The sequence below is a fragment of the Acidobacteriota bacterium genome, from assembly GCA_039028635.1.
Taxonomy (GTDB): Bacteria; Acidobacteriota; Thermoanaerobaculia; order Multivoradales; family JBCCEF01; genus JBCCEF01.
The window spans coordinates 48,151-70,806 of sequence record JBCCHV010000018.1 but is presented as its reverse complement, the minus strand read 5'-3'; the positions used below and the strand labels follow the sequence as shown (position 1 = coordinate 70,806).

1 protein-coding gene (only partly in view) is annotated in these 22,656 nt (G+C 71.1%); it reads right to left on the bottom strand.

The whole window is internal to a non-ribosomal peptide synthase/polyketide synthase gene (locus AAF604_09585; protein MEM7049902.1) on the bottom strand: the coding sequence, 50,568 nt in all, runs 14,320 nt past the left edge and 13,592 nt past the right edge, and what appears here is coding positions 13,593–36,248 — codons 4,531 (partial) to 12,083 (partial); the first complete codon in reading order (the gene reads right to left) occupies nucleotides 22,653–22,655. The start codon and the stop codon both lie outside this window.

Sequence of the window (22,656 nt, the reverse complement as noted above, 5' to 3'; positions counted from 1 at the left end):
CCGCCCAGCAGGAGCTCTCCCGAGACCGCCACCGGCAAGGGGCAGCCCTCGTCATCGAGCACCCTGGCGACGGTCCCGTCGATCGGCTTGCCGATCGGCGGCAGCGCCGGCACGGGCGGTTCTCCGAACCAGCTCCAGGCGGTGACGACGTGAGTCTCGGAGGGGCCGTAATGGTTGTGCAGACCGCCCGACAGGGGCGCCGCCAGAGCCGCAATCTGGGGCGTCATGCGGAGCTGCTCGCCGGCCGTCACCAGGCGGCAGAGGGCCGGCGGCAAGGAGCCGCCAGCGGCAGACTCGGCGAGCTGCTGCAGAGCCACGAAGGGCAAGTGGAGAGTTTCCACCTGCTCCTTCGCCAACAGCTCGAGGAGGGCGTGGGGATCGCGCCGCACCGCCTCGTCGGCAAGCACCAGCGTGCCGCCGGCGCTCCAGGCGGTGAACATCTCCTGGAAGGAGACATCGAAGCCGAGGGCGGCGAACTGCAGGATGCGCTCGGCAGCGACGCCTTGCCAGTGGACCAGTTGGGCCAGCGGTCGATGGGGCATGGCGACACCCTTCGGCCGGCCGGTCGATCCGGAGGTGAAGATGACGTAGACCAGCTGTGCGGGATCGAGCGCCGACTGCGGAGCGGTGGCTGCCAGAGGCTGCCACGGCCGGCGGTCGTCGAGCTGCACGCGAGCTGCCGGCAGGTCCGCCAGCAGATCATTGTCGACCAAGATCGCAGGCTGGCCGCAGACCTCCAGCATGTACTCGAGGCGCTCCCGCGGGTAGGTCGGATCGAGGGGCAGGCAAGCGCCCCCCGCCTTGAGCACCGCGAGGACCGCGATCGCCAGCCGCGGCGTGCGCTCGGCGCAGATCCCGACCGGCCGATCCGCCGACACGCCTTGCTGCCGCAGGTAATGGGCCAGGCGATTGGCCTCGGCGTCGAGGGCGCCGTAGCTCCAGTGCTCGCCGGCACCACAGACGGCGAGGGCGTCCGGGCGGCGACGGGCCTGCTCCTCGAAGGCGCGATGCAGCAGAGCCGCCGGCGCCGCCGGAAGCTCTTCTCCACTCCACTCCTGGAGCACCTGGCGCCGCTCCGCAGGTCGCAGCAGGGAGATCTCGCGCAGTGGACGATCGGGCTCGGCGCCGGCACCGTCGAGGAGCTCCAGGAAGTGTCCCACCAGGCGCTCGACGGAGGCCTCGTCGAACAGGGCGCTGGCGTACTCGACGGTTCCCAAAACGCCGCCCTCCGCCTCCTGCAGGAAGAGAGTCCAGTCGAACTTCGAGGTGGCGCCGTCGAGCAGCAGCGGCTGCAGGTCGACGCCCGGCAGGGCGAGGCGCTCGCGCATCGCCGCCTGCACCACCAGCATCACCTGGAAGAGCGGCTCGCGAGATAGATCGCGCTCGATTTCGAGGGCCTCCACCAGGCGCTCGAAGGGCAGCTCCTGGTGCTGGTAGGCGGCCAGCGTTTGCTGCCGCACCCGGGCCAGGATCTGGCGCAGGGTGAGCTCGCCGGAAACCTCCGTGCGCAGCGCCAGGGTGTTGGTGAAGAAGCCGATCAGGTGCTCGACCCGGCCATGGCCGCGGTTCGCGATCGGGGTGCCGACGATGATCGAGGACCGCCCCGTCAGGCGGTACAAGAAGGCCGAGAAGATTGCCAGCGAGGCCATGAAAAAGGTGCCGCGCTCGGCGCTGGCGAGGGAGCGCAGGGAGGCCTCCGATGCCGGCGGCAGGACGAAGTGGTAGTTGGCCCCCTCGAAGGTCTGTTGCGCCGGTCGCGGCCGGTCCGTCGGCAGCTCGAGGGGGGCGAGATCATCGCCCAGGTGGTCCTGCCAGAAGGCCAGCTGCTCTGCCAGCCGCTGGCCCTGCAGGCGCCGGCGCTGCCAGCGCGAGAAAGCCCCGTACTGCACCGGCAGGGCCGGTAGCCGCGGCGCCTCGCCGGCCAGGGCGGCGCCGTAGAGGAGGGTCAGCTCGCGCACGAAGACGCCGACCGACCAGAGGTCGCTGACGGTGTGGTGCAGCACCAGCAGGAGGACGTGATCGTCCGGCGCCAAGCGCAGCAAGCGAACCCGCAGCAGAGGACCGCGACCGAGGTCGAAGGGTCGCCCAGCCTCGACCGCACCGAGGGCCAGCGCTGTCTCCTCCGCCGCTCCGAGATGAGCCAGGTCGATGATCGCCAGCCGCGCCGCCGAGCGATCTTCGGTGACCCGCTGCACCGGCAGCTCTTCGACCTCGGCGAAGGTGCTGCGCAGCACCTCGTGGCGATCGACGATGGCGGTGAGGGCCGCCTGCAGGGCCGCGACATCGAGAGCACCGCGCAGCCGGGTTGCCGAGGGCACGTTGTAGACCGCGCTGTCGGGATCCAACCGGTCGAGCAACCAGAGACGCTGCTGCGCAAAGGACTGGGGATAGACCCCGGCCGGTAGCTCCGGCAGGTCGAGAGCGGCCTCCGGTTCCTCCGCCTCGGCCTCCGTCAGAGAACGCAGGCGCACCGCCAGACGAGCCGCCGTCGGCGCCTCGAAAAGAGTTCGGAGGCTGGTCTCGACATCCAGCCGGTCGCGCACCTGGGCCACGGCGCGGGTGGCCAGCAGAGAGTGCCCGCCGAGGGCGAAGAAGTCGTCGTAGATCCCGACCTCTTCGACCCCCAGGAGCTCTCCCCAGATGGAACAGAGGACCGCTTCGAGATCGTCCCGGGGAGCTTCGTAGGTGGCCCGCAGGGCTTCCTCGGCGGGCGCCCACGCCGCCCCCGCGAGGGCGCGGCGGTCGACCTTGCCGCCGACCGTCACCGGCAGCTCCGGGCAGACCACGAAGGCCGACGGCACCATGTAATCCGGCAGCCGGCGATGCAGGGCGGCGCGCAGCCCTTCCACCTCCGGCGCCTCCCCCGCTGCCGCCACCAGATAGGCCACCAAGCGGCGATCCCCGGCCTCCTCCTGGCGCACCACCACCACCGCCTGGGCGACCTCCGGCAGCGTCGCCAAGGCGGCCTCGATCTCGCCCAGCTCGATGCGGTAGCCGCGCACCTTCACCTGGTGATCGCGCCGACCGACCGATTCGAGCTCGCCGTCGGAGCGCCAGCGCGCCAGGTCACCGGAGCGGTAGAGACGCTCCCCGGCAGCCCCATGGGGATTGGGCACGAAGCGCTCGGCGGTCAGCGCCGGCCGCCGCCAGTAACCGTCGGCGAGGCCGCGCCCGCTGATCGCGATCTCACCCAGAACCCCCTCCGGCACCGGCTCGTCGCGCTCGTCCAGCAGCGCCACCGCCGCCCCCGGCAGAGGTCGGCCGAGGCTCGGCCGGCGACAGCTCATCTCGAGGCGCCGGGCGGTGGTGTCGACGGCACACTCGGTCGGACCGTAGACGTTGAACACCGCGCTGCCTTCGAGGTTCGCCAGATCGCGCCACAGATCCTGCTCGATGGCCTCCCCGCCGACCAGCAGCGTCGCCGGTCGCTCCGCTACCTCCGCCAGGCCCGCCGCCAACAGCAGCCGAACCTGCGACGGGGTGGTGTCGAGAACTTCGATGTCCTCCGCCGCCAGCCGCGCCAGCAGGGCGGCACCGTCCTGCCGGAGGTCCTGGGGGACCACGAACAGGGCGTGGCCGAGGGCGAGCTGCACCAGCTGCTGCACCGAGGCGTCGAACACCAGCGGCGCATTCAAGGTCGCGCGCCGCGGAGCCCGTCTGCCAGCGAAGACGGTCGTTTCCAAGCCGGCGAGCAGATGAAGCCCGCCACCATGGCTCATCACCACCCCCTTGGGGCGACCGGTCGAGCCGGAGGTGTAGATCAGATAACCGGGCTCAGCGGCATCGCAGGTCGCCGGCAAGGGGTGCGGTGGCTCGTCTTCGAGGCCTGCGAGATCGAGGCAGGGGACCGCCGCGGATGGACTCTCGACACGGTCCGAGAGCAGCACCGTCGGCGCCGCGTCGGAGATCATCCAGGCGAGCCGCTCCGCCGGCAAGCTGGGATCGAGGGGCACATAGGCGGCACCGGCCTGCCAAACCCCGAGGACGGCGGCCACCCAGTCCACCGAGCGCGCCAGAAGCAGACCGACGCGGTCGCCGCGGCGGACACCGCGACGGCGCAGACGCCAAGCGATGAGGCGCGCCCGCTCGTCGAGCTCGGCGAAGGTCAGGCGGCGCTCACCGTCCCACACCGCCAGCGCCGCCGGCGTCTCCTCAGCCTGCCGCGCCACCGCACCGTGCAGGCCGCCCGCCGGCAGGGGCGCCGCCGCCGAGCCAGCGCCGCGGTCGAGCAGCCGCTGGCGGGCGGTCGTCGGAATCAGCGGCAGGTCGAAGGCCGCAGAGGACGGTCGCTCCAGGGCCGCCGCGAGCAAATGGCCGTAGGCTTCGGCCAGGCCCTCGACGGTGGCGCGATCGAAGAGATCGCGACAGTAGTTCCAGGTCACGGCGCCGACCCCGTCTTGCAGGACCACGTCGACGGTGAGGTCGAACTTGGCCGCCGGCGGACCGCTGGCGAGCTGGCGAATCGCCAGGCCGGGCAGCTCGAGAGCACCACCCGGTGCGTTCTGCAGCGAGAACATCACCTCGAACAACGGATGACGCGCCAGGGAGCGCTCCGGCCGCAGCTCGTCGACGAGGCGCTCGAAGGGCAGATCCTGATGCTCGTAGGCGCCGAGGGTGACGTCTCGCACCCGCCCCACCAGCTCCTCGAAGGAAGGCTCGCCGGAAAGGTCGAGACGCAGCGCTAAGGTGTTGACGAAGAAGCCGATCAGGCCCTCGATCTCGGCGCGATTGCGGTTCGCGATGGGCGTCCCGATCACCAGATCGCGCTGACCGCCGTAGCGCGCCAGCAGCAACCCGAAAGCCGCCAGCAAAACCATGAAGGGGGTCGCCTCGCGCTGCCGGCCATAGCGTTCGAGGGCCACCGCGGTGCCCTCGTCGAGGGCCACGGCGAAGGTGTCGCCGCGAGTGCTCAAGGTCGCCGGACGCGGCTGATCGAGCGGTAGCTCGAGGGGCTCCGGGGGATCACCCAAGCGCTGCCGCCAGTGCTCGAGCTGAGCGGCGAGCCGCTCGCCCGTCAACCAATCCCGCTGCCAGACGGCGAAGTCGGCGTACTGCAGCGGCAGCGGCTCGAGGGGCAGCGGCCGACCGGCGACCAAGGAGCCATAGGCGGTCGACAGCTCGCGCACGAAGACCCCCAGCGACCAACCGTCGCCGGCGATATGGTGCAGGGTGACCGCCAAGCGGGCTTCGTCGGCCGCCAGACGCAGCAGCAGCAGGCGCAGCACCGGGCCCGACGAAAGGTCGAAGCCACGGCCGGTCTCGTGGGCCACCCAGCGCTCCGCCTCGGCGACCCTCTGGGGCTGCGGCAGGTCAGCGAGATCGACCATCGGCAGAGCGACATCGCCACTCGGCTGGACCGCCTGGACGGGCTCCCCCTCGACCTCACCGAAGACCGAGCGCAGCACTTCGTGACGCTGCACGATGGCGCCGAAGGCGGCCGCCAGAGCGGCAATCCGGAGGTCACCGCGCAGCTCGAGGGCGGCCGACAGGTTGTAGGCCGGGTCCCCCGGCGACAGCCGGTCGATCAGCCACAGCCGCTGCTGGGCGAAGGACACCGGAGCGACCGCCTGGGGATTCGGCCGGCGAACCGGACCCTCGGCGACACCCTGGCCGAGGGGAGTCGCCATGGCGGTGGCGGAGAGCTCGGGCAGGACGAGCTGACCGATGGAGGTCGCCAAACCGGCCACCGTTGGCGCCTCGAAGATCGCGCGCAGGGGAACTTCCCGACCGAGCACGAGACGCAGCCGGGAGGCCAGCTGCGTGGCCAGCAGGGAGTGACCGCCGAGCTCGAAGAAACTGTCGTGAACGCCGATATCCTCGCGCCCGAGGAGCTGTCGCCAGGACGCCAGCAGCCGCTCCTCGATCGCGTTGCGAGGCGCCACCAGCTCACCGCGATCGGTTCCCGGTTCGACCTCGACTGCGGCGAGGGCGGCGCGATCGACCTTGCCATGGCGGGTCATCGGCAGACGATCGAGGGCGAGCACGAGGTCCGGCACCATGTAGTCCGGCAGAGACCTGCGGAGCGCTGCGCGCAGGGCCTCCGACTCGATGTCCGGTTCACCTTCGAAGTAGGCCACGAGGCGCTTGCCCCCGGCACCGTCGGAGCGCGCCGAGGCCGCCGCCCGATCCACCCCCGGCAGGGCACCGAGGGCGGCTTCGATCTCACCGAGCTCGATGCGATAACCCCGCACCTTGACCTGGAAATCGCGCCGCCCGCCGAACTCGAGGCGGCCGTCGGCGCGCCAGCGGGCGCGGTCGCCGGTGTCGTAGAGACGCCCTCCGGGAGCCCCGAAGGGATCCGGCCGGAAGGCGGCAGCGGTGAGGGCGGCCTTGCCGTGGTAGCCCCGGGCGAGTCCGTCGCCGCCCGTGAACAGGCTGCCCCACACCCCCACCGGCACCGGCGCGAGGTGCCGGTCGAGGAGGTAGACGGTGGTGTTGTCGAGGGCTCGACCCAAAGAAACGGAAGGGCCGAGGTCTTCCTCCGGAGCCACCGTGTGGAGGGTGGTGATGGTGGCGTTCTCGGTCGGACCGTAGGCATTGACCACCCGGCCGGCGGGCGCGAGAAGGTCCCGCGCTGCCGCCACCTGGGCCGGCGACAGCACATCGCCGCCGGAGATCAAGCGCTCGAGACGGCGGAGCGGCTCCGGGTTGTGATCCACCATCTGGTGGAACAGTCCGGCGGTCAGGAACAGGGTGGTGACGGCATGGCGCTCGACCTCTCGGCCCAGCGCTTCGAGACCCACGGGCCCCGCCTCGACCACCGACAAACGCCCACCGGCGAGCAGCGGAGTCCAGATTTCGAGGGTCGAGGCATCGAAAGCGATCGGCGCCAGGTGCAGCCAGACCTGGTCGCGCCCGCCCTGCTCGAGGGCCGCCGCCAAGCGCAGCACCCCGCGATGGGAAATGCCGACCCCCTTGGGTCGTCCCGTCGAGCCGGAGGTGTAGAGCAGACAAGCGAGGTGCTGCGGCCCCACCTCGGGTCGCCTTTCGGCGGATCCCGCCGCAGCGAACTCGGCCTCCGGCGAAGGCGCCTCCGGTCGCGGGTCGAGCCAGACCGCCGGCAGAGATTCCGCCGGCAAGCGATCACGGGACTCGGCATCGGCGACCAGGGCGGTCATCCCCGAGTCGGTCATCAGGTAGCGCAGGCGCTCCTCCGGATAGGACGGGTCGAGGGCGACATAGGCGGCGCCGGCCTTGAGAATGGCGAGGGCACCGACCACCGTTTCGAGGGAGCGCTCGACGCATAGGCCAACGCGATCCTCACCGCCCACTCCCCGGTGGCACAGGGCGCCCGCCAGGCGGTCCGCCGCCGCATCGAGGGCCCGGTAGGTGAGATGGCGCGGGCCACAGACCAGCGCGATGGCGTCGGGCGCTGCCTGCGACCGCCGCTCGAAGAGGGTCGCGATCGAGGCCTCACGCTCGTAGGGCGCGGCGTTGCGGTTGCCGGCCACCACCAGCTGGTGACGCTCCTCGTCGGACAGCAGGGAAAGGCGCGCCAAGGGCTCGTCCGGAGCCGCCAGGGAGCGCCTCAACAGGGCCTGGTAGTGAGACAGCAGGCGCGTCGCCGTGGCTGACTCGAAGAGGTCGGTGGCGTAGTTGAGGGTGAGGACGAAACCATCGCCCGCCTCCTCCGCCGTCAGGGTGAGATCGAACTTGGCGACGGTGCTGGCGCCGCCCCGGCCGGCGACCTCCAGCCCGGGCAGCTCGAGCTTTCCGGCGGGCGCGTTCTGCAGCGTGAAGAGGACCTGGAAGATGGGCTCACGAGAGAAGTCGCGTTCCGGCTGCAGAGCCTCGACCAGCTTTTCGAAGGGCAGGTCCTGGTGCGCGAAGGCCGCCAGAGTCGACCGCTGGGTGCGCGCCAACAGCTCCTCCAGGCTCGGGTCCGCCGCCAGATCGCAGGTCAACGCCAGGGTGTTGACGAAGCAGCCGATCAGCGGCTCGAGGTCGGCATGGTGGCGGTTCGCGATGGGGCTCCCGATGACCACCCGGCGGCTCTCGGCATAGCGCCCCAGCAGGGCTCCGAACAGAGCCAGAAGAGCCATGAAGGGGGTCGCTCCGGCCTCCCCGGCGAACTGTCGCAGTCGGCGTCCCAGCTCGTCGTCGATCCGGTCTTCGACATCCGACCCCCGATGGCTCTGCACCGCCGACCGCGGCCGGTCGGTGGGCAGGTCGAGGGGTTCCGGCGTGCCGCCGCCGAGGGCCTCGGTCCAGAAGTCGAGCTGGCCCTGCAGAACATCCCCCTCGAGCCAGCGGCGCTGCCAGAGGGCGAAGTCGGGATACTGCAGCGCCAGCGCCGGCAGCGGTGAGGTCACCGTGCGCGGCCCAGGAGAATCCTCTCCCGCCGCCACCCGGGCGGCGCCATAGAGGTGCGACAGCTCTTCGATCAGGACCCCCATCGACCAGCCATCGGAAACCACATGGTGTTGATTGACCCACAGCAGGTGGCGCTCGGCACCGAGGCGGAAGAGGAGAACGCGCCACAGCGGCCCGCGCGCGAGATCGAAGCGATGGGCCGCCTCGCGCTCGAGCCAGCGCGCCTCCTCCGCTTCGCGATGGGCCGCCGCGAGACCGCTCCAGTCGACCAGCGGCAGCGCCACTGGCCGCGCCGGCTGGACTTCCTGCCAAGGACCAGGCACGAACACCGTCCGGAGGGCTTCGTGCCGGCGCGCGATCTCGCTCAAGGCGGCGGCCAGCGCCGGCACTTCGAGGCCGCCGGCGAGCTCGAGGGCGGTTGGAACGTTGTAGACCGGATTGCCGGGGTCGAGCTGGTCGATCACCCACAGGCGCTGCTGGGCGAAGGACAGCGGGGCCAAGGCCTCGAGATCGGGCCGGCGCTCCGGCGCGGCAGCGACTTCGTGGCCGAGAGAGCCGGCCATGGCGGCGATCGTCGGAGCGGCGAAGAAGGCCGGCAGCGCGATCTCCCGGCCGAGGCGGCTGCGCACCCGCGACACCACCTGGGTGGCGAGCAGCGAATGGCCGCCGAGCTCGAAAAAGCTGTCGAAGACTCCGACCTCGGACCGCCCGAGGACCTCGCACCAGATCTCGGCCAGACTCGCTTCGAGATCGTTGCGCGGCGCCATCGCGGCCTCCGCACCGGCCTCGGCGGCGGCGACCAAGCGAGCGCGATCGACTTTTCCGTTGGCAGTCAACGGCAGGCGCTCGATGGGCACCAGCTGCCCCGGCACCATGTAGTCCGGCAGGCGCCGCTGCAGCAGCTCCCGGAGGTCTCCGATCGGCGCCTGGTCACCACCCTCGCGGGTGGTCCAGAAGGCCACCAGACGGCTGCCCGGCTCGACCACCAGAACCACCGCCCGCGACACCCGCGGGTCTTCCGCGAGGACGGCCTCGATCTCACCCAGCTCGACCCGGAAGCCGCGCAGCTGCACTTGCTGATCGATGCGCCCGAGGTATTCGATCTCGCCGTCCGGCCGACGGCGTGCCAGGTCGCCGCTGCGGTACGACCGGCCGCCGGCGACCTCGGGATCGGGGACGAAACGCTCGGCGGTGAGGGCCGGACGGCCGAGGTAGCCCCAGGCCAGGCCGGCGCCACCGACCCGCAGCTCGCCGGCGACGCCGAAGGGCGCCGGCTCCCCGCTGGCCTCGACCACCTGCAGCGAGAGATCGGCCAGCGGCGCACCGATGGGACTGCGCTCGGACCGCTCCAGATCGGCCGCGACGAGGGGCCGGAACGTAACGTGGACGGTGGTCTCGGTGATGCCGTACATGTTGACCAACCGAGGCCGGCCGAGGGCGAAGTCTTGGGCCCAGGAAGTCAGCAGAGAGGGCTCGAGGGCTTCGCCCCCGAAGATCACCTCGCGCAGGGCATCGCCCGCCGTCGAGCCACCGTCCCCAGCGCGATCTTCCAGGGCCGCCGGCACCAGCTGCAGGAAGGCCGACGGGGTCTGGTTGAGAACCGTCACCTGCTGCGCCACCAGGAGCTGCCAGAAATCTTCCGGTGAGCGGCTGGTCCAGTGAGGAACCACCACCAGACGGCCACCCCAGGCGAAAGCGCCCCACAGCTCCCAAACGGAAAAGTCGAAGGCGTAGGAGTGGAACAGGGTCCAGACGTCGTCGGCCCCGAAGTCGAAACCCTCCTCCGCCGCCCGCAACAGCCGAATGACGTTGTGGTGCGACACACCCACCGCCTTCGGTCGCCCGGTCGAGCCGGAGGTGTAGATGAGATAGGCCAGGCTGTCGGCGGCGATCGCCGGCGGTCGCCAGGGCCCCGAAGACGGCTGCGCCGCCAGGTCGACCCGTTCCAGGTCGATTCTGGGCAGGTCGTCCCAAGGCCCGTCGTTCCAAGCGGCATCGTCCCCCGAGCCCGCCACCACCAACGCCGCCAGGTCGGCATCGCGCGCCACGAAGCGCAGGCGCTCGGCCGGATAGGCGGGATCGAGCGGCACGTAGGCGGCGCCGGCCTTGAGGATCGCCAAGATCGCCACGGCGATGTCCTCGCTGCGCTCGACGGCGAGGCCGACCCGTGCCCCCGGAGCGACGCCGAGGCGGATCGCCAGGGCCGTCGATCGCTGGTCGAGGGCGCCGTAGGTGATCTGACGCTCGCCGCACACCAAGGCCACCCGATCGGGAGCCGAGACCACCACCCGGCGGAACAGATCGGGCAGCGAGCGGCGGTCCTCGAAGGTGGCGCGGCGGCGCCCCATGGAGCTGAGCTGGAGGCGCTCGCCGGAGGTCAGCAGAGGCAGCCGGCGTAGCGCCGTGGCGGGCTCCTTACGCACCGCCTCGAGGAGCTCCGTCAGATGCCCCGCCAGACGCTCGATGGTGACCCGGTCGAAGAGGTCGGTGCTGAAGTTGAAGTCGAGCTCGACGCCACCGGACCGCTCCGCCCCGTAGAGGGAGAGGTCGAACTTGGCGACCGGGCTCGGCAGGTCGAGGGAGCGCAGCTCGAGGCCCGGCAGCTCGAACCTGCTGAGGGGAGCGTTCTGCACCGCCACCAGCACCTGGAAGAGCGCCTCGCGGCGCAGATCGCGCTGCGCGCCGACCGCCTCGACGAGACGTTCGAAGGGGTAGTCCTGATGGCCGTAGGCGTCGAGGGTAGTCGACCGAACGCCTTCCAGGAGCTCGCCGAAGGTGAGCCCCGGCTCGACGCCGACACGCAGCACCAGGGTGTTGACGAAGAAGCCGATCAGGGGCTCCGTCTCGAGACGGTTGCGGTTGGCGACGGGGGTTCCGAGGAGCAGATCGTCGCTACCGCTGTAGCGACTCAACAACGCCGAGAAAGCCGCCACCAGCACCATGAACAGGGTGCCGTCGTGCTGCCGCGCCAAGTCAGACATCCAGGCCGACAGATCCTCCGGCAGGGTGATCTCGAGGTTGTCGCCGCGATAGGTCGGCAGCGCCGGTCGTGGCCGATCGAAGGGCAGGTCGAGGCTCTCCGGTGCACCGGCCAAGTGCTCGCGCCAGTGGCTGGCGAGCTCCTCCTCGACTTCGCCCGAAAGCCAGCGACGCTGCCAGCGGGCGAACTCCGGATACTGCATCTCCAGCTCCGCCAAGGGCGACCGCTGGCCCGCCCGGGCACACTCGTAGAGGGTCGAAAGCTCGCCTACGAAGACACCCATCGACCACAGGTCGGAGATGATGTGGTGCATGGCGAAGAGCAGGTGATGACAGCCCTTGTCGAGGCGCAGCAGGCGGACGCGCAGCAGAGGCCCGCGCTCGAGGTCGAAGCCGGTGGCGACCTCGAAGCGGCGCCAGCGATCGGCCTCGGCGTCGCGCAGCGGCGCCGGCAATCGGCTCAGGTCGATTACCGGGAAGGTCGTCGACCGGGCTCCTCGGACCACCTGGACTGGACTGCCAGCGACCGTCGCGAAGGTGGTCCTCAGAGCCTCGTGTCGACGATAGATCTCGCCCAGGGCGGCCCGCAGCGGTCCGACCGCCAGATCGCCCTCGAGGGCTACCGCCGCCGCCAGGTTGTAGGTCGCCTTGCCGGGAGTGAGCTGCTCCAGGAACCACAGCCTCTGTTGGGAGAAAGAGAGCGGCGGGGCGGAATCCTCGAGCTCCCCCACGGTCACCGCCTCGACCGCCGCCGAGAGGTCGTCGAGGCGCCGCGCCAGCTGTCGGACGGTGGGCGCCTCGAAGAGCAGCCGGACGGGCACCTGGCGTCCCCGAGCGCTGCTCAACCGCGAGGCCACCTGGGTGGCGAGGAGAGAGTGGCCGCCGAGCCGGAAGAAGGATTCTTCGGCGCCGATGCCAGAGATTCCCAAGACTTCCTCCCAGATGGCCGCCACCTGCTCCTCGACGGCCCCCTGGGGCGGCCGCGAGGCGCCTCCGGAAGCCGCGTCGGCAAAGGAAGGAGCCGGTAGAGAGCGGCGATCGATCTTGCCCGAGGGCGTCAGCGGCAACGCCGGGAGAATCTCCACGACAGACGGCACCAGGGGCTCCGGCAGGCGGTCGACGAGGTGATCGATGAGCTCTTCGCTGCTCGCCTCGGGTCCATCCTCGGTGAGGGTCACGTAGGCCACCAGGCGCCGGCCGCCAGCCTCGCCGTGAGCCACCACCACCGCCTGCTCGACGGCCCGATGGGCGCCCAGCGCTTGTTCGATCTCGCCGGGCTCGACGCGGAATCCGCGCACCTTGATCTGGCCATCGAGGCGACCGAGGAACTCGAGCTCGCCGGCGCCGAGCCAGCGGCCGAGGTCGCCGGTGCGGTAGAGGCGTCCGCCGGGCGGCCCCCAAGGGTCGGGAACGAAGCGTTCCGCCGTCAGAGCAGGCCGATGCAGGTAGCCGCGGGCCAGGCATTCACCGCCGAAGCAGAGCTCTCCGGGGACGCCGAGGGGGGCCAGGGTGCCGCCGGTAGCGAGCACCTGGACGCGCGTGTTGGCCACCGGACCACCGATCGGCGGCAGCTCCGGCAGCGCCTCGCCGGCCTCGCCGGTCCAGGCGGTGACGACATGGGTCTCGGAAGGACCGTAGTGGTTGTGCAACCGCGCCCCCGGCAGGCGATCGAGCAATGCCCGCACCTGTGGCGTCACCCGCAGCTGCTCGCCGGCGGTGATGATGTCGCGCAGGCTGTGCGGCACGGGCGCCCCGCCGCGCACCGCCTCGGCCAGCCCCTGGAGGGCGACGAAGGGCAAGTAGAGGGTCTCGACCCGCTGCTCGGCGAGGTGTCCTGCCAGGGCGAAGGCATCGCGCCGCATCTCCTCCGAGACCATCACCAGGGCACCGCCGGCGCCCCAGGTGGCGAACATCTCCTGGAAGGAGACGTCGAAGCTGAGGGCGGCGAACTGCAGCACCGCGCCGTCCGGACGACTGGGAATGCGATGGCGGCGCTGCCACTCGGCGAGGCTGACCAGCGCCCCGTGGCGCATCGCCACACCCTTCGGCCGACCGGTCGAGCCGGAGGTGTAGATGACGTAGGCCAGGGAGTCGGACAATCCTCCCGCCAGGCGCGCCTCGGCGACCGTCGCCGGCGGCTCCTCGACCCCACCGACGGTCACCACCGGAAGGTCGTCCGCTGCGAGCTCCACAGGGGTCCCGTCGGAGATCAAGACCCGCGCCTTGCTGTCCGCCACCATGAAGGTCAGTCGCTCGGCGGGATAGGCGGGATCGAGGGACAGGCAGGCTCCGCCGGCCTTGAGCACGGCGAGGACGGCGGTGGCGAGGTCGAGGGTTCGGCCGACGCAGATGGCGACCACCGCGTCGCACGCCACGCCAGCGGCCACCAGGCGCCGCGCCAGGTCATCGGATCGCCGGTCGAGCTCGCGGTAGCTCAAACGGCCCTCGGTAGCGATCACCGCCGGTGCCGAGGGGGTCGCCACCGCCTGGCGACGGAAGAGGGCATCGAGGGAGCGCACCGCGCCGGCCGCGGCCGGCTCTTCGGTGGCGTTCCAATGGGCGATCTGGCGACGCTCCTCGGCGGAAGTCCAGGGCAGCCGCGACAGCGGCCGGTCGGGATCGTCGAGGACCGCCCGCAGCAGGCGCTCGAGGGCACCGACGAAGCGATCGATGGTGGCGCCGTCGAACAGCGCCGTGGCGTACTCCAGGCGCAGCTCGAGCTCTTCGTCATCGGCGTAGACGAAGAGCGTGAGGTCGAATTTCGAGGTGGTGTTCGGCACCTCGACAGGCGCCAGCTCGAGACCCGCCATGGCGAGACCCGAGCGACTCTGCGCCTGCTGTACCAGCATCACCTGGAAGAGCGGCTGGCGCGTCGGATCGCGATCCGGCTCGAGGGCGTCGACCAGCCGCTCGAAGGGCAGGTGCTGGCGCGAGAAGGCGTCGAGGCTGGAGCGACGGGAGCGATCGAGCAGCTCGCGGAAGGAGGGATCCCCGGTGAGATCGACGGGCACCACGATGGTGTTGGTGAAGAAGCCGATCAGACCGTCGATCTCGCCCTTGCCGCGATTGGCGATCGGCGAGCCGACGGTCAACCGGTCGCGCCCGGACCAGCGCCCGAGGAGAGCCCCGAAAGCCGCCAACAGAGCCATGAACAGCGTGCCCTTGTGCTGGCGGGCCAGCGCCTCGAGGCGCTGAGCGAGCTCGGGCTCGAAGTGCGAGACGTGGGTCTCCCCGGCGAAGCTCTGAAGCGGCGGTCGCGGCCGGTCGGTGGGCAGCTCGAGGGGATCGATGAACTCCTGCAGGCGCTCGGCGGCGATCACCAGCTCGGCCCCCACCCGCTCCTCCGAGAACTCCTCCGCCAGGCGTTCGGCATGATCGGCGAACTGCTGCGGCAGCGGCACCAGGGGTGAGCGGGAGCCGCTGCAGGCGGCGCGGTAAATCAACGACAGCTCGCGCACGAAGACCCCCACCGACCAGGCATCGCTGATGATGTGGTGGAGGGTCACCTGCAGGCGATGACTCCGGCCTCCGAGGCGCAGCAGGCGGGCCCGGAAGAGCGGACCGCGCTCGAGATCGAAGCCTTCGGCACCGCCGGCCAGCACCTGGCGGTCGAGCTCGCCGTCCCGTTTGGCCGGCGGCAGAGCCGAGAGATCGATCAGCGGCAAGAGCGCTCCCGGCGGCCAGGCTCCGATGCGCTGCTCGCAGCGCCCGTCGTTCTCCTCGAAGGTGGTGCGCAGCACCCCCTGGCGCTCGACGATGGCGCGCAGGGCACCGGCGAGGGCGGCGACCTCGAGCTCGCCGCGCAGCTCGACCGCCGCCGGCACGTTGTAGGTCGCCGAGCCCGGGTCGAGGCGGTCGAGGAACCACAGGCGTTGCTGCGAGAAGGTCGCCGGCGCCAGACGCTCGGCGGCGATGGGAACAGGAGCCAGCGCTTCGTCCCTCGGCGTCTTCTCAACGGTGGTAGGCAGGTCCGCGGCCAGGATCGCTTCGCGGCCCTCCTGACGTAGCAGCTCGGCAATCGCCGCCGCCGTCCCCGCGATCGTCGGATTCTCGAACAGCGCCACCAGCGAGAGCTCGACGCCGTAGACCTCCTCGACTCCGGCGACCACTTCGGTGGCGAGCAGGGAGTGACCGCCGAGGGCGAAGAAATCGTCCTCGAGGCCCACCTGCTCGACCTCCAAGACCTCTTTCCAAAGATCCACCAGCATGGCCTCGATGGTCTCCGCCGGAGGTCCGTCGGCGGCCTCCTCGGCGCTGCCGCCGAGCACGCGTGCGGTGCGCTCGAGGGCGGCGCCGTCGACCTTGCCGTTGGCGGTCAGCGGGAAGCGATCGATGGTGGCGAAGGACGCCGGCACCATGTAGGCCGGAAGGCGGGCCGCCAGGCCGTCGCGCAGCTCCTGGAGGTCGCCGTCGAAGGGCGCGACAAAGGCGTGAAGACGACGGTCGTCGCCATCCGTGACGCGCAGCTCGACCCGCGCCTGATCGATACCCGGCAGGACTTCGAGGGCGGCTTCGATCTCGCCGAGCTCGATGCGGAAGCCGCGCAGCTTGATCTGGCGATCGGACCGGCCCATGAAGTCGAAGCCACCGTCCGCCCGTTGCCGAACCCGATCACCGGTGCGGTAGAGGCGCTGACCGGGGACCTCCCCGAGAGGGTCCGGCTGGAAGCGCTCGGCGGTGAGCGCCGGCCGCCGGTGATAGCCCTGGGCGAGACCGCGACCACCGACCACCAGCTCCCCCGCCTCGCCGGTCGCGACGCGCTCGAAGTCGCCATCGACGACGTAGGCCTCCGTGCCGGTGATCACCGAGCCAATGGGAATCGCCGACTCGGCGACGACCTCGGCGTCGATCACCTGGCAGGTGGTGAAGGTGGTGTTCTCGGTCGGACCGTAGCAGTTGACCAGACGCTGGTCAGGGTTGGCGGCGAAGTACTCTCGCACCACTGTCGGCGAACAGGTCTCGCCGCCGAAGAGCACCGTCGAAAGCGGCGCCAGAACATCCTGGTGGTGGCGCGCCAAGCGCTGGAACAGAGAGGTCGTGAAGAAGCAGGTGGTGATGCCACGGCGCCGGATCTCCTCCCCCAGGGCCGCCGGCGAGAGAGCGGTCGCCGGCGGGACCACCACCACCGCGGCGCCGTTGAGGAGAGCCCCCCAGAGCTCGAAGGTGGCGGCATCGAAGGCCGGATTGGCGACGAAGCCCAAGCGATCCCGAGGGTCGATCTGCAGGTAGTTGGTGTCGCACACCAGGCGGATCACGGCGCGGTGGGGCACCCGCACGCCCTTGGGGCGACCGGTCGATCCGGAGGTGTACATCATGTAAGCCACCTGCCGGCCGTCGACGGACCGCGAGAGGGGCTTCTTGGAGCCGCGCGGCAGGAGCAGCTCGAGGTCGTCGTCCTCCGGCAGGAGATCGGCGGTCTCGGCGCTGACCACCGCCGTCGTCACCTCGGCATCGTCGATCATCGTCGCCAGGCGCTCCCGCGGATAGCTCGGATCGAGCGGCAGGTAGGCGGCCCCGGCCTTGAGGATCGCCAGCATCGCCACCACCCAGGCGGTCGACCGCTCGAGGCAAAGACCGACCATCTCGCCGGGCTCGACGCCGGCCATCACCAGGCGCCGTGCCAAGGAGCCGGAGCGACGATCGAGCTCCTCGTAGGTGAGGGTCGCTTCGCCCTCGATCACCGCCGCAGCCTGCGGGTTCCACGCCACCGCCGTGGCGAAGAGGTCTTGCAAGCAGGGCTCGTCGTCGCCGCCACCCCCGCCTTCCGGGATCGCCACCGACGGCGGGCCGCCGGCTCTGTCGCCGGCTCCGAGCGACGGCTGCCCCTCGGCCGCGATGTGCTGCGCCATCGCCGCCACCGTCGGGGCCTCGAAGAAGACCCGCACCGGCAGGGCGACGTCGAGCTCTTCGGCGATCCGCTGGGTCAGCCGCAGGGCACGCATGGACTGCCCGCCGAGGTCGAAGAAATCCTCCTCGATACCGATCTCGCGACGCTCGAGAACCTCGCACCAGAGCTCGACCAGCCGGGCCTCGAGAGGGTTGCGGGGCAGCGTGATCTGCGCCGCGCCAGCGTCGTCCTCTGCCGGTGAGGGTGCCTCGGCCAAGAGCATCCGATCGACCTTGCCGACGGCGGTTCGCGGTAGAGCCTGCAGGCGCAATAGCCGGTGAGGCACGAGATGAGCCGGCAGCTCTTCGCCCAGGCGGGCTCGCAGCGCCGCCGCATCGAAGGACCCTCGCGGCACGACGTGGGCGACCAGCTGGTCCTCCTGCACCACCACCGCCGCCTGGTCGACCTCCGGCAAGGTCGCCAGGGCGGCTTCAACCTCCCCCGGCTCGATGCGAAAACCCCGCAGCTTGACCTGGTCGTCGCGGCGTCCGAGGTACTCGAGCTCACCCGAGGGACTCCAGCGAACGCGATCCCCGGTGTAGTAGAGGCGCTCGCCGTTGCCGTCCGGGTAGGGCCGGAAACGCTCCGCCGTCAAAGCCGGGCGTCCAAGGTAGCCGATGGCGAGGGCGGGGCCTGCCAGGCAAAGCTCACCGGCAACCCCCACCGGGACCAGCTCGCCACGCGCATCGAGCACCCGCGCCACGAAGCCGGCCAGGGGGCGCCCGATCGCGATCTCGTGGCCGCCCTCGACGACCTCACCGAGAGTGGCGCAAACGGTGGTCTCGGACGGGCCGTAGGCGTTGATCAGGGAGGTCGCGGCAGCCCACTCTCGAGCCACCGCCGCGGGCAGTGCCTCGCCCGCCGAGATCACCAGCTCGAGGGTGCTCTCCGCGGCGGGCGGAGAGAGCTGCGCCAGGCTCGAGGGAGGCAGGGTGAGGCAGGTGACGCGCTGACGACGGATCAGGCCATCGAGGGCCGGTCCCGGCACCAGCTCGCTCGCCGGGGCGACCACCAGAGCGGCACCGGCGCCGAAGGCGAGAGCCATCTCCCAGACGCTGGCATCGAAGGACAGGGCGGCGAATTGCAGCACCCGATCGGCCGGTCCGCGGCCGAGCAATCGCCGCTGCTCCGCCACCAAATTCGCCAAGGCGCCGGCGGTGATCTGTACCCCCTTGGGCCGGCCCGTCGATCCGGAGGTGTAGACGACGTAGGCCGGTAGCGCCGCATCGCGAACGTCGGCCGTGATTTGCGGAGCGGAGCCCTCGCCCTGCTGCTGCAGGTCCTCGATCGCCACGACCGGCGAAGCGAGATCCGCCGCCCAGGCGGGGCGCTCTGCCGGCACCAGCAGCGCTGCCGGGCGCGCGTCCGCCGCCATGAAGGCGAGGCGCGGCGCCGGATAGGCGGGATCGAGGGGCAGGTAACAGAGGCCAGCCCACTGGGTGGCGACGAAGGCCACCACCTGCTCCACGGTGCGATCGAGGGCGACGGCGACGACCTCCCCCGGACGACCGCCGAGGCGCCGCAGCTCGGCCGCCAGCCGGCGGGATCGGGCCGCCAGATCACCGTAGGTCAAGGTGCCGGCGGACGACACCACCGCCACCGCCTGCGGCTGCTCGCCGGCCCAGGTCGCGATCACCTCCGGGAGCAGCGGGACGGACCCTCGGGCGGCGGACCCGGGAGCGGCGAACCGGGGGCCGTGGCCCCAGTCGTCGAGCAGCTCGACCCGCTGCGCCGCCGTCAGCAGCGGCAAGCGACCGATCTCGGCCGCCGGATTCGCCACCACACCGGCGAGCAGGACCTCGAAGGCGCGGTGGACGCGCTCGATGGTGCTGGCGTCGAAGAGGGCGGTGGCGAAGTTCCAGGTCAACAGCAGACGGCCGTCCGTCTGCGAGGCGGTGAGAGTGAGGTCGAACTTGGCCACCGCCGCCGCCGCCATCGTCGGCTCGGCCTCGAGACCCGGCAGCTCGAGGACGTCGAGAGGGGCGTTCTGCAGCACGAAAGCGACCTGGAAGAGGGGCGAGCGCGACAGATCACGCTCCGGATGGAGCACCTCGACCAGCTTCTCGAAGGGCAGATCCTGGTGGCCGTAAGCGCCGAGAGTGAAGCGCCGGATCTCGTCCAGAAATGCGACGAAGGACTTCTCCGGCAGGGGGCGGCCGGCGAGCACCAGGGTGTTGACGAAGAAGCCGATGAGATCCTCGATCTCCTCGCGGTGACGGTTGGCGATCGGCGAGCCGACGGCGAGGGCGGTCTGACCACTGAGTCGCGACAGGAGGACCTGGAAAGCCGCCAACAGGGTCATGAAGAGGGTGGCGCCACGCTGTCCAGAGAGCTCTTGCAGGGCCTCGGCGAGGGCCTCGTCGATCAAGAACGCCCGGGTGTCGCCGCGCGGATCCTGACGCGGCGGTCGCGGCCGGTCGGCGGGCAGCTCGAGGGGATCGAGGAAGCCATCGAGGCGCTCGCGCCACCAGTCGAGCTGCTCGTCGAGGACCTCCCCCGCCAGCCACTGGCGCTGCCAGGCGGCGAAGTCACCGAACTGGATTCGCAGCGGCTCGAGGTCCAGTTGGCGGCCCTCGAGGGCCTCCCGATAGCCGGCGCAGAGCTCGCGCACCAGGACACCCACCGACCAGCCGTCGGAAACGATGTGATGGGTGTTGGTGACCAGCAGGTGATCGCCGGCGGCGAAGCGAATCAAGAACGACCGCATCAATGGACCGATGGCGAGATCGAAGCCGCGCAAAGCCTCGGCCTCGTCGAGGCGAATCCCCTCGTGGTGCCGGGCGTCGGCGGCGAGACCCGAGAGATCGATCAACGGCAAGGGGCGCGGCTGCCAGGGCAGCACCACCTGGTGAGGCCGGCGGCCGCGCCGCCGGAAGACGGTGCGCAGCGCCTCGTGGCGTCGCACCACCGCGTCGAGGGCGAAGGCCATGGCGGCGACCTCCAGGTCGCCACGCAGCCGCACCGTCGCCGGAATGTTGTAGGCGCTGCCGCCGGCGGCCATCTGGTCGAGAAACCACAAGCGCTGCTGGCCGAAGGACAGAGGCAGATCTTCCTGCCGCGAAACCGGCTCGATCGGCGGCGCCGCCACGCCCGGGGTCGCGTCTTCGAGATGGGCCGCCAGGCCGGCGACGGTGGGGCGCTCGAAGAAGGTCTTGACGGCGAGGTCGACGCCCAGGGCCCGACGCAGCCGCGACACCACCCGGGTCGCCAGCAGGGACTGGCCGCCGAGGGCGAAGAAGTCGTCGAGCACGGACACCGCGGACCGCTCCAGCACCTCGCACCAGACGCCGGCCACCAGCTCTTCGAGGGGTGAGCGCGGCACCACCATCGCCGCCGCCGAAGCGACCGGCGCCGCGGGATCCGGCAGCTCGCGCTGATTGACCTTGCCGCTCGGGGTCAGCGGCAAGCTCTCGAGGAAAACGAACTGGGCCGGTATCAGGTATTCCGGCAGGCGCTGGGCCAGGAAGGAGCGTAGGTCGCGCGGCCGCTCGCCGCGCGCCACCACGTAGGCCACCAACCGCAGCTCGCCGTCGCCGCGCGCCACCACCACCGAGGTACGGACCGCCGGGTGATAACCGAGGGCCTGCTCGACCTCGCCGGGCTCGACCCGGAATCCCCGGATCTTGACCTGGGTGTCGGCGCGGCCGAGGAATTCGAGGTCACCGTCGGAACGCCAGCGACCGAGATCGCCGGTGCGGTACATGCGCGCCCCGGGGACGGTCGAGAAGGGATCCGGCAGGAAGCTTTCGGCGGTGCGCCGAGGCTGCCCGAGATAGCCGCGAGCCAGGCAGCCGCCGCCGAAGAACAGCTCCCCCGCGACCCCCACCAGGGCCGGCTGGCCGAGGCGGTCGAGAAGATAGGCGCGGGCCGCCGCCACCGGCCGGCCGATGGGCGGCAGATCGGGCCAGGGCTGCTCTTCGGCCTCCTCGGCGGAGCGATTCCAGGCGGTGACGACGTGGGTCTCGGAGGGGCCGTAGTGGTTGTGCAGCCGCCCCTCCGGCAGCCCGGCCATCAGGGCTCGCACTTCGCCGGTCATGCGCAGCTGCTCGCCGGCGGTGACGATCTCGCGCAGAGCCCCGGGCACCTCCCCCACCTCGGCCACCGCTTCGGCGAGCTGCTGCAACCCGACGAAGGGCAGGTAGAGGGTTTCGACCGCCTCCCGCTGCAGCCGCGCCAGGAGCAGGAATGGATCGCGCCGCAGCTCGTCCGGCACCAGGACCAGGGTGCCGGCGCGCTGCCAGGTGGTGAACATCTCCTGGAAGGAAACGTCGAAGGAGAGGGCCGAGAACTGCAGGGTGCGACTGCCGTCGCGGCGCGGCACGCCACTCTGGGCCTGCCAGTTGACCAGCTGAGTGATCGCGCCGTGGCGCATCGCGACGCCCTTGGGCAGGCCGCTCGAGCCGGAGGTGTAGATGACGTAAGCGAGGTGGTCCGGCGAGCTCGGCGAAGCCGGCGCGGCCTCCGGCGCCGCGGCCGCCCTCGCCGCCGGAACCAGATCCTCGACCCACAGCACCGGGCGATCGTCGTCGCCGGTCACCAGGTGACCGTAGCGCCGCGCCGCCACCACCACCGCGGCACCGCAGTCCTCCAGCATCCAGGCCAAGCGTTCCGGCGGATAGGCCGGATCGAGGGGCACGCACACGCCGCCCGCCTCGAGGGTGGCGAGCACCGCCACCGGCAGGTCCAGGCCGCGCTCGACGCACAGCGCCACGGTGCGCTCCCCGGCCACCCCGTGGCGCCGCAGCAGCGCCGCCCAGGCGCGAGCGCGCCGCGTCAGCTCGCCATAGCTCAGGTGGGCGCCATCGGCGGTGACGGCCACCGCATCGGGATGGACGGCGGCGGTGTCGGCGAACAGCCCATGGAGCGTGCCCGAGGCCACCGCCTGATTGCGGTTCCAGTCGTTGAGCAGCTGCCAGCGCTCGGCCGCCGACAGCATGTCGAGATCGCCCACCGAGCGTTCGGGATGGGCCAAGGCCGACTCCAGGAGGCGGCGGAAGTGGCTCAGCAGGCGCAGCGCCGTCGCCTCGTCGAAGAGCGCCGTGTCGTACTCGATCTGCACCGTCAGGTCCCGCGGCCGCTCCCACACCATCAGGGTGAGATCGAACTTGGCGGTGGCGTTGGCGGCGGGCAGGGGGGTGAGCTCGAGATCCGGAAGGTCGGCCTGCCCTTGCGGCGCATTGAGCATCACCAACATCGCCTGGAAGAGCGGATGGCGAGACAGGTCGCGGCGCGGCTCGAGCACCTCCACCAGCTTCTCGAAGGGCAGATCCTGGTGGGCGTAGGCGCCCAGGGTGGTCTCCTTGACCTGCTGCAGGAAGTCCTCGAAGGTGGGCGTCGGACGCAGCCGCGAAGCCATCACCAGGGTGTTGGCGAAGAAGCCGATCAGGCCCTCGAGCTCGGGCCGCGGACGATTGGCGATCGGGCTGCCGACGGAGATCTCGTCCTGGCCGCTGTAGCGGTGGAGCAGCACTTGGAGG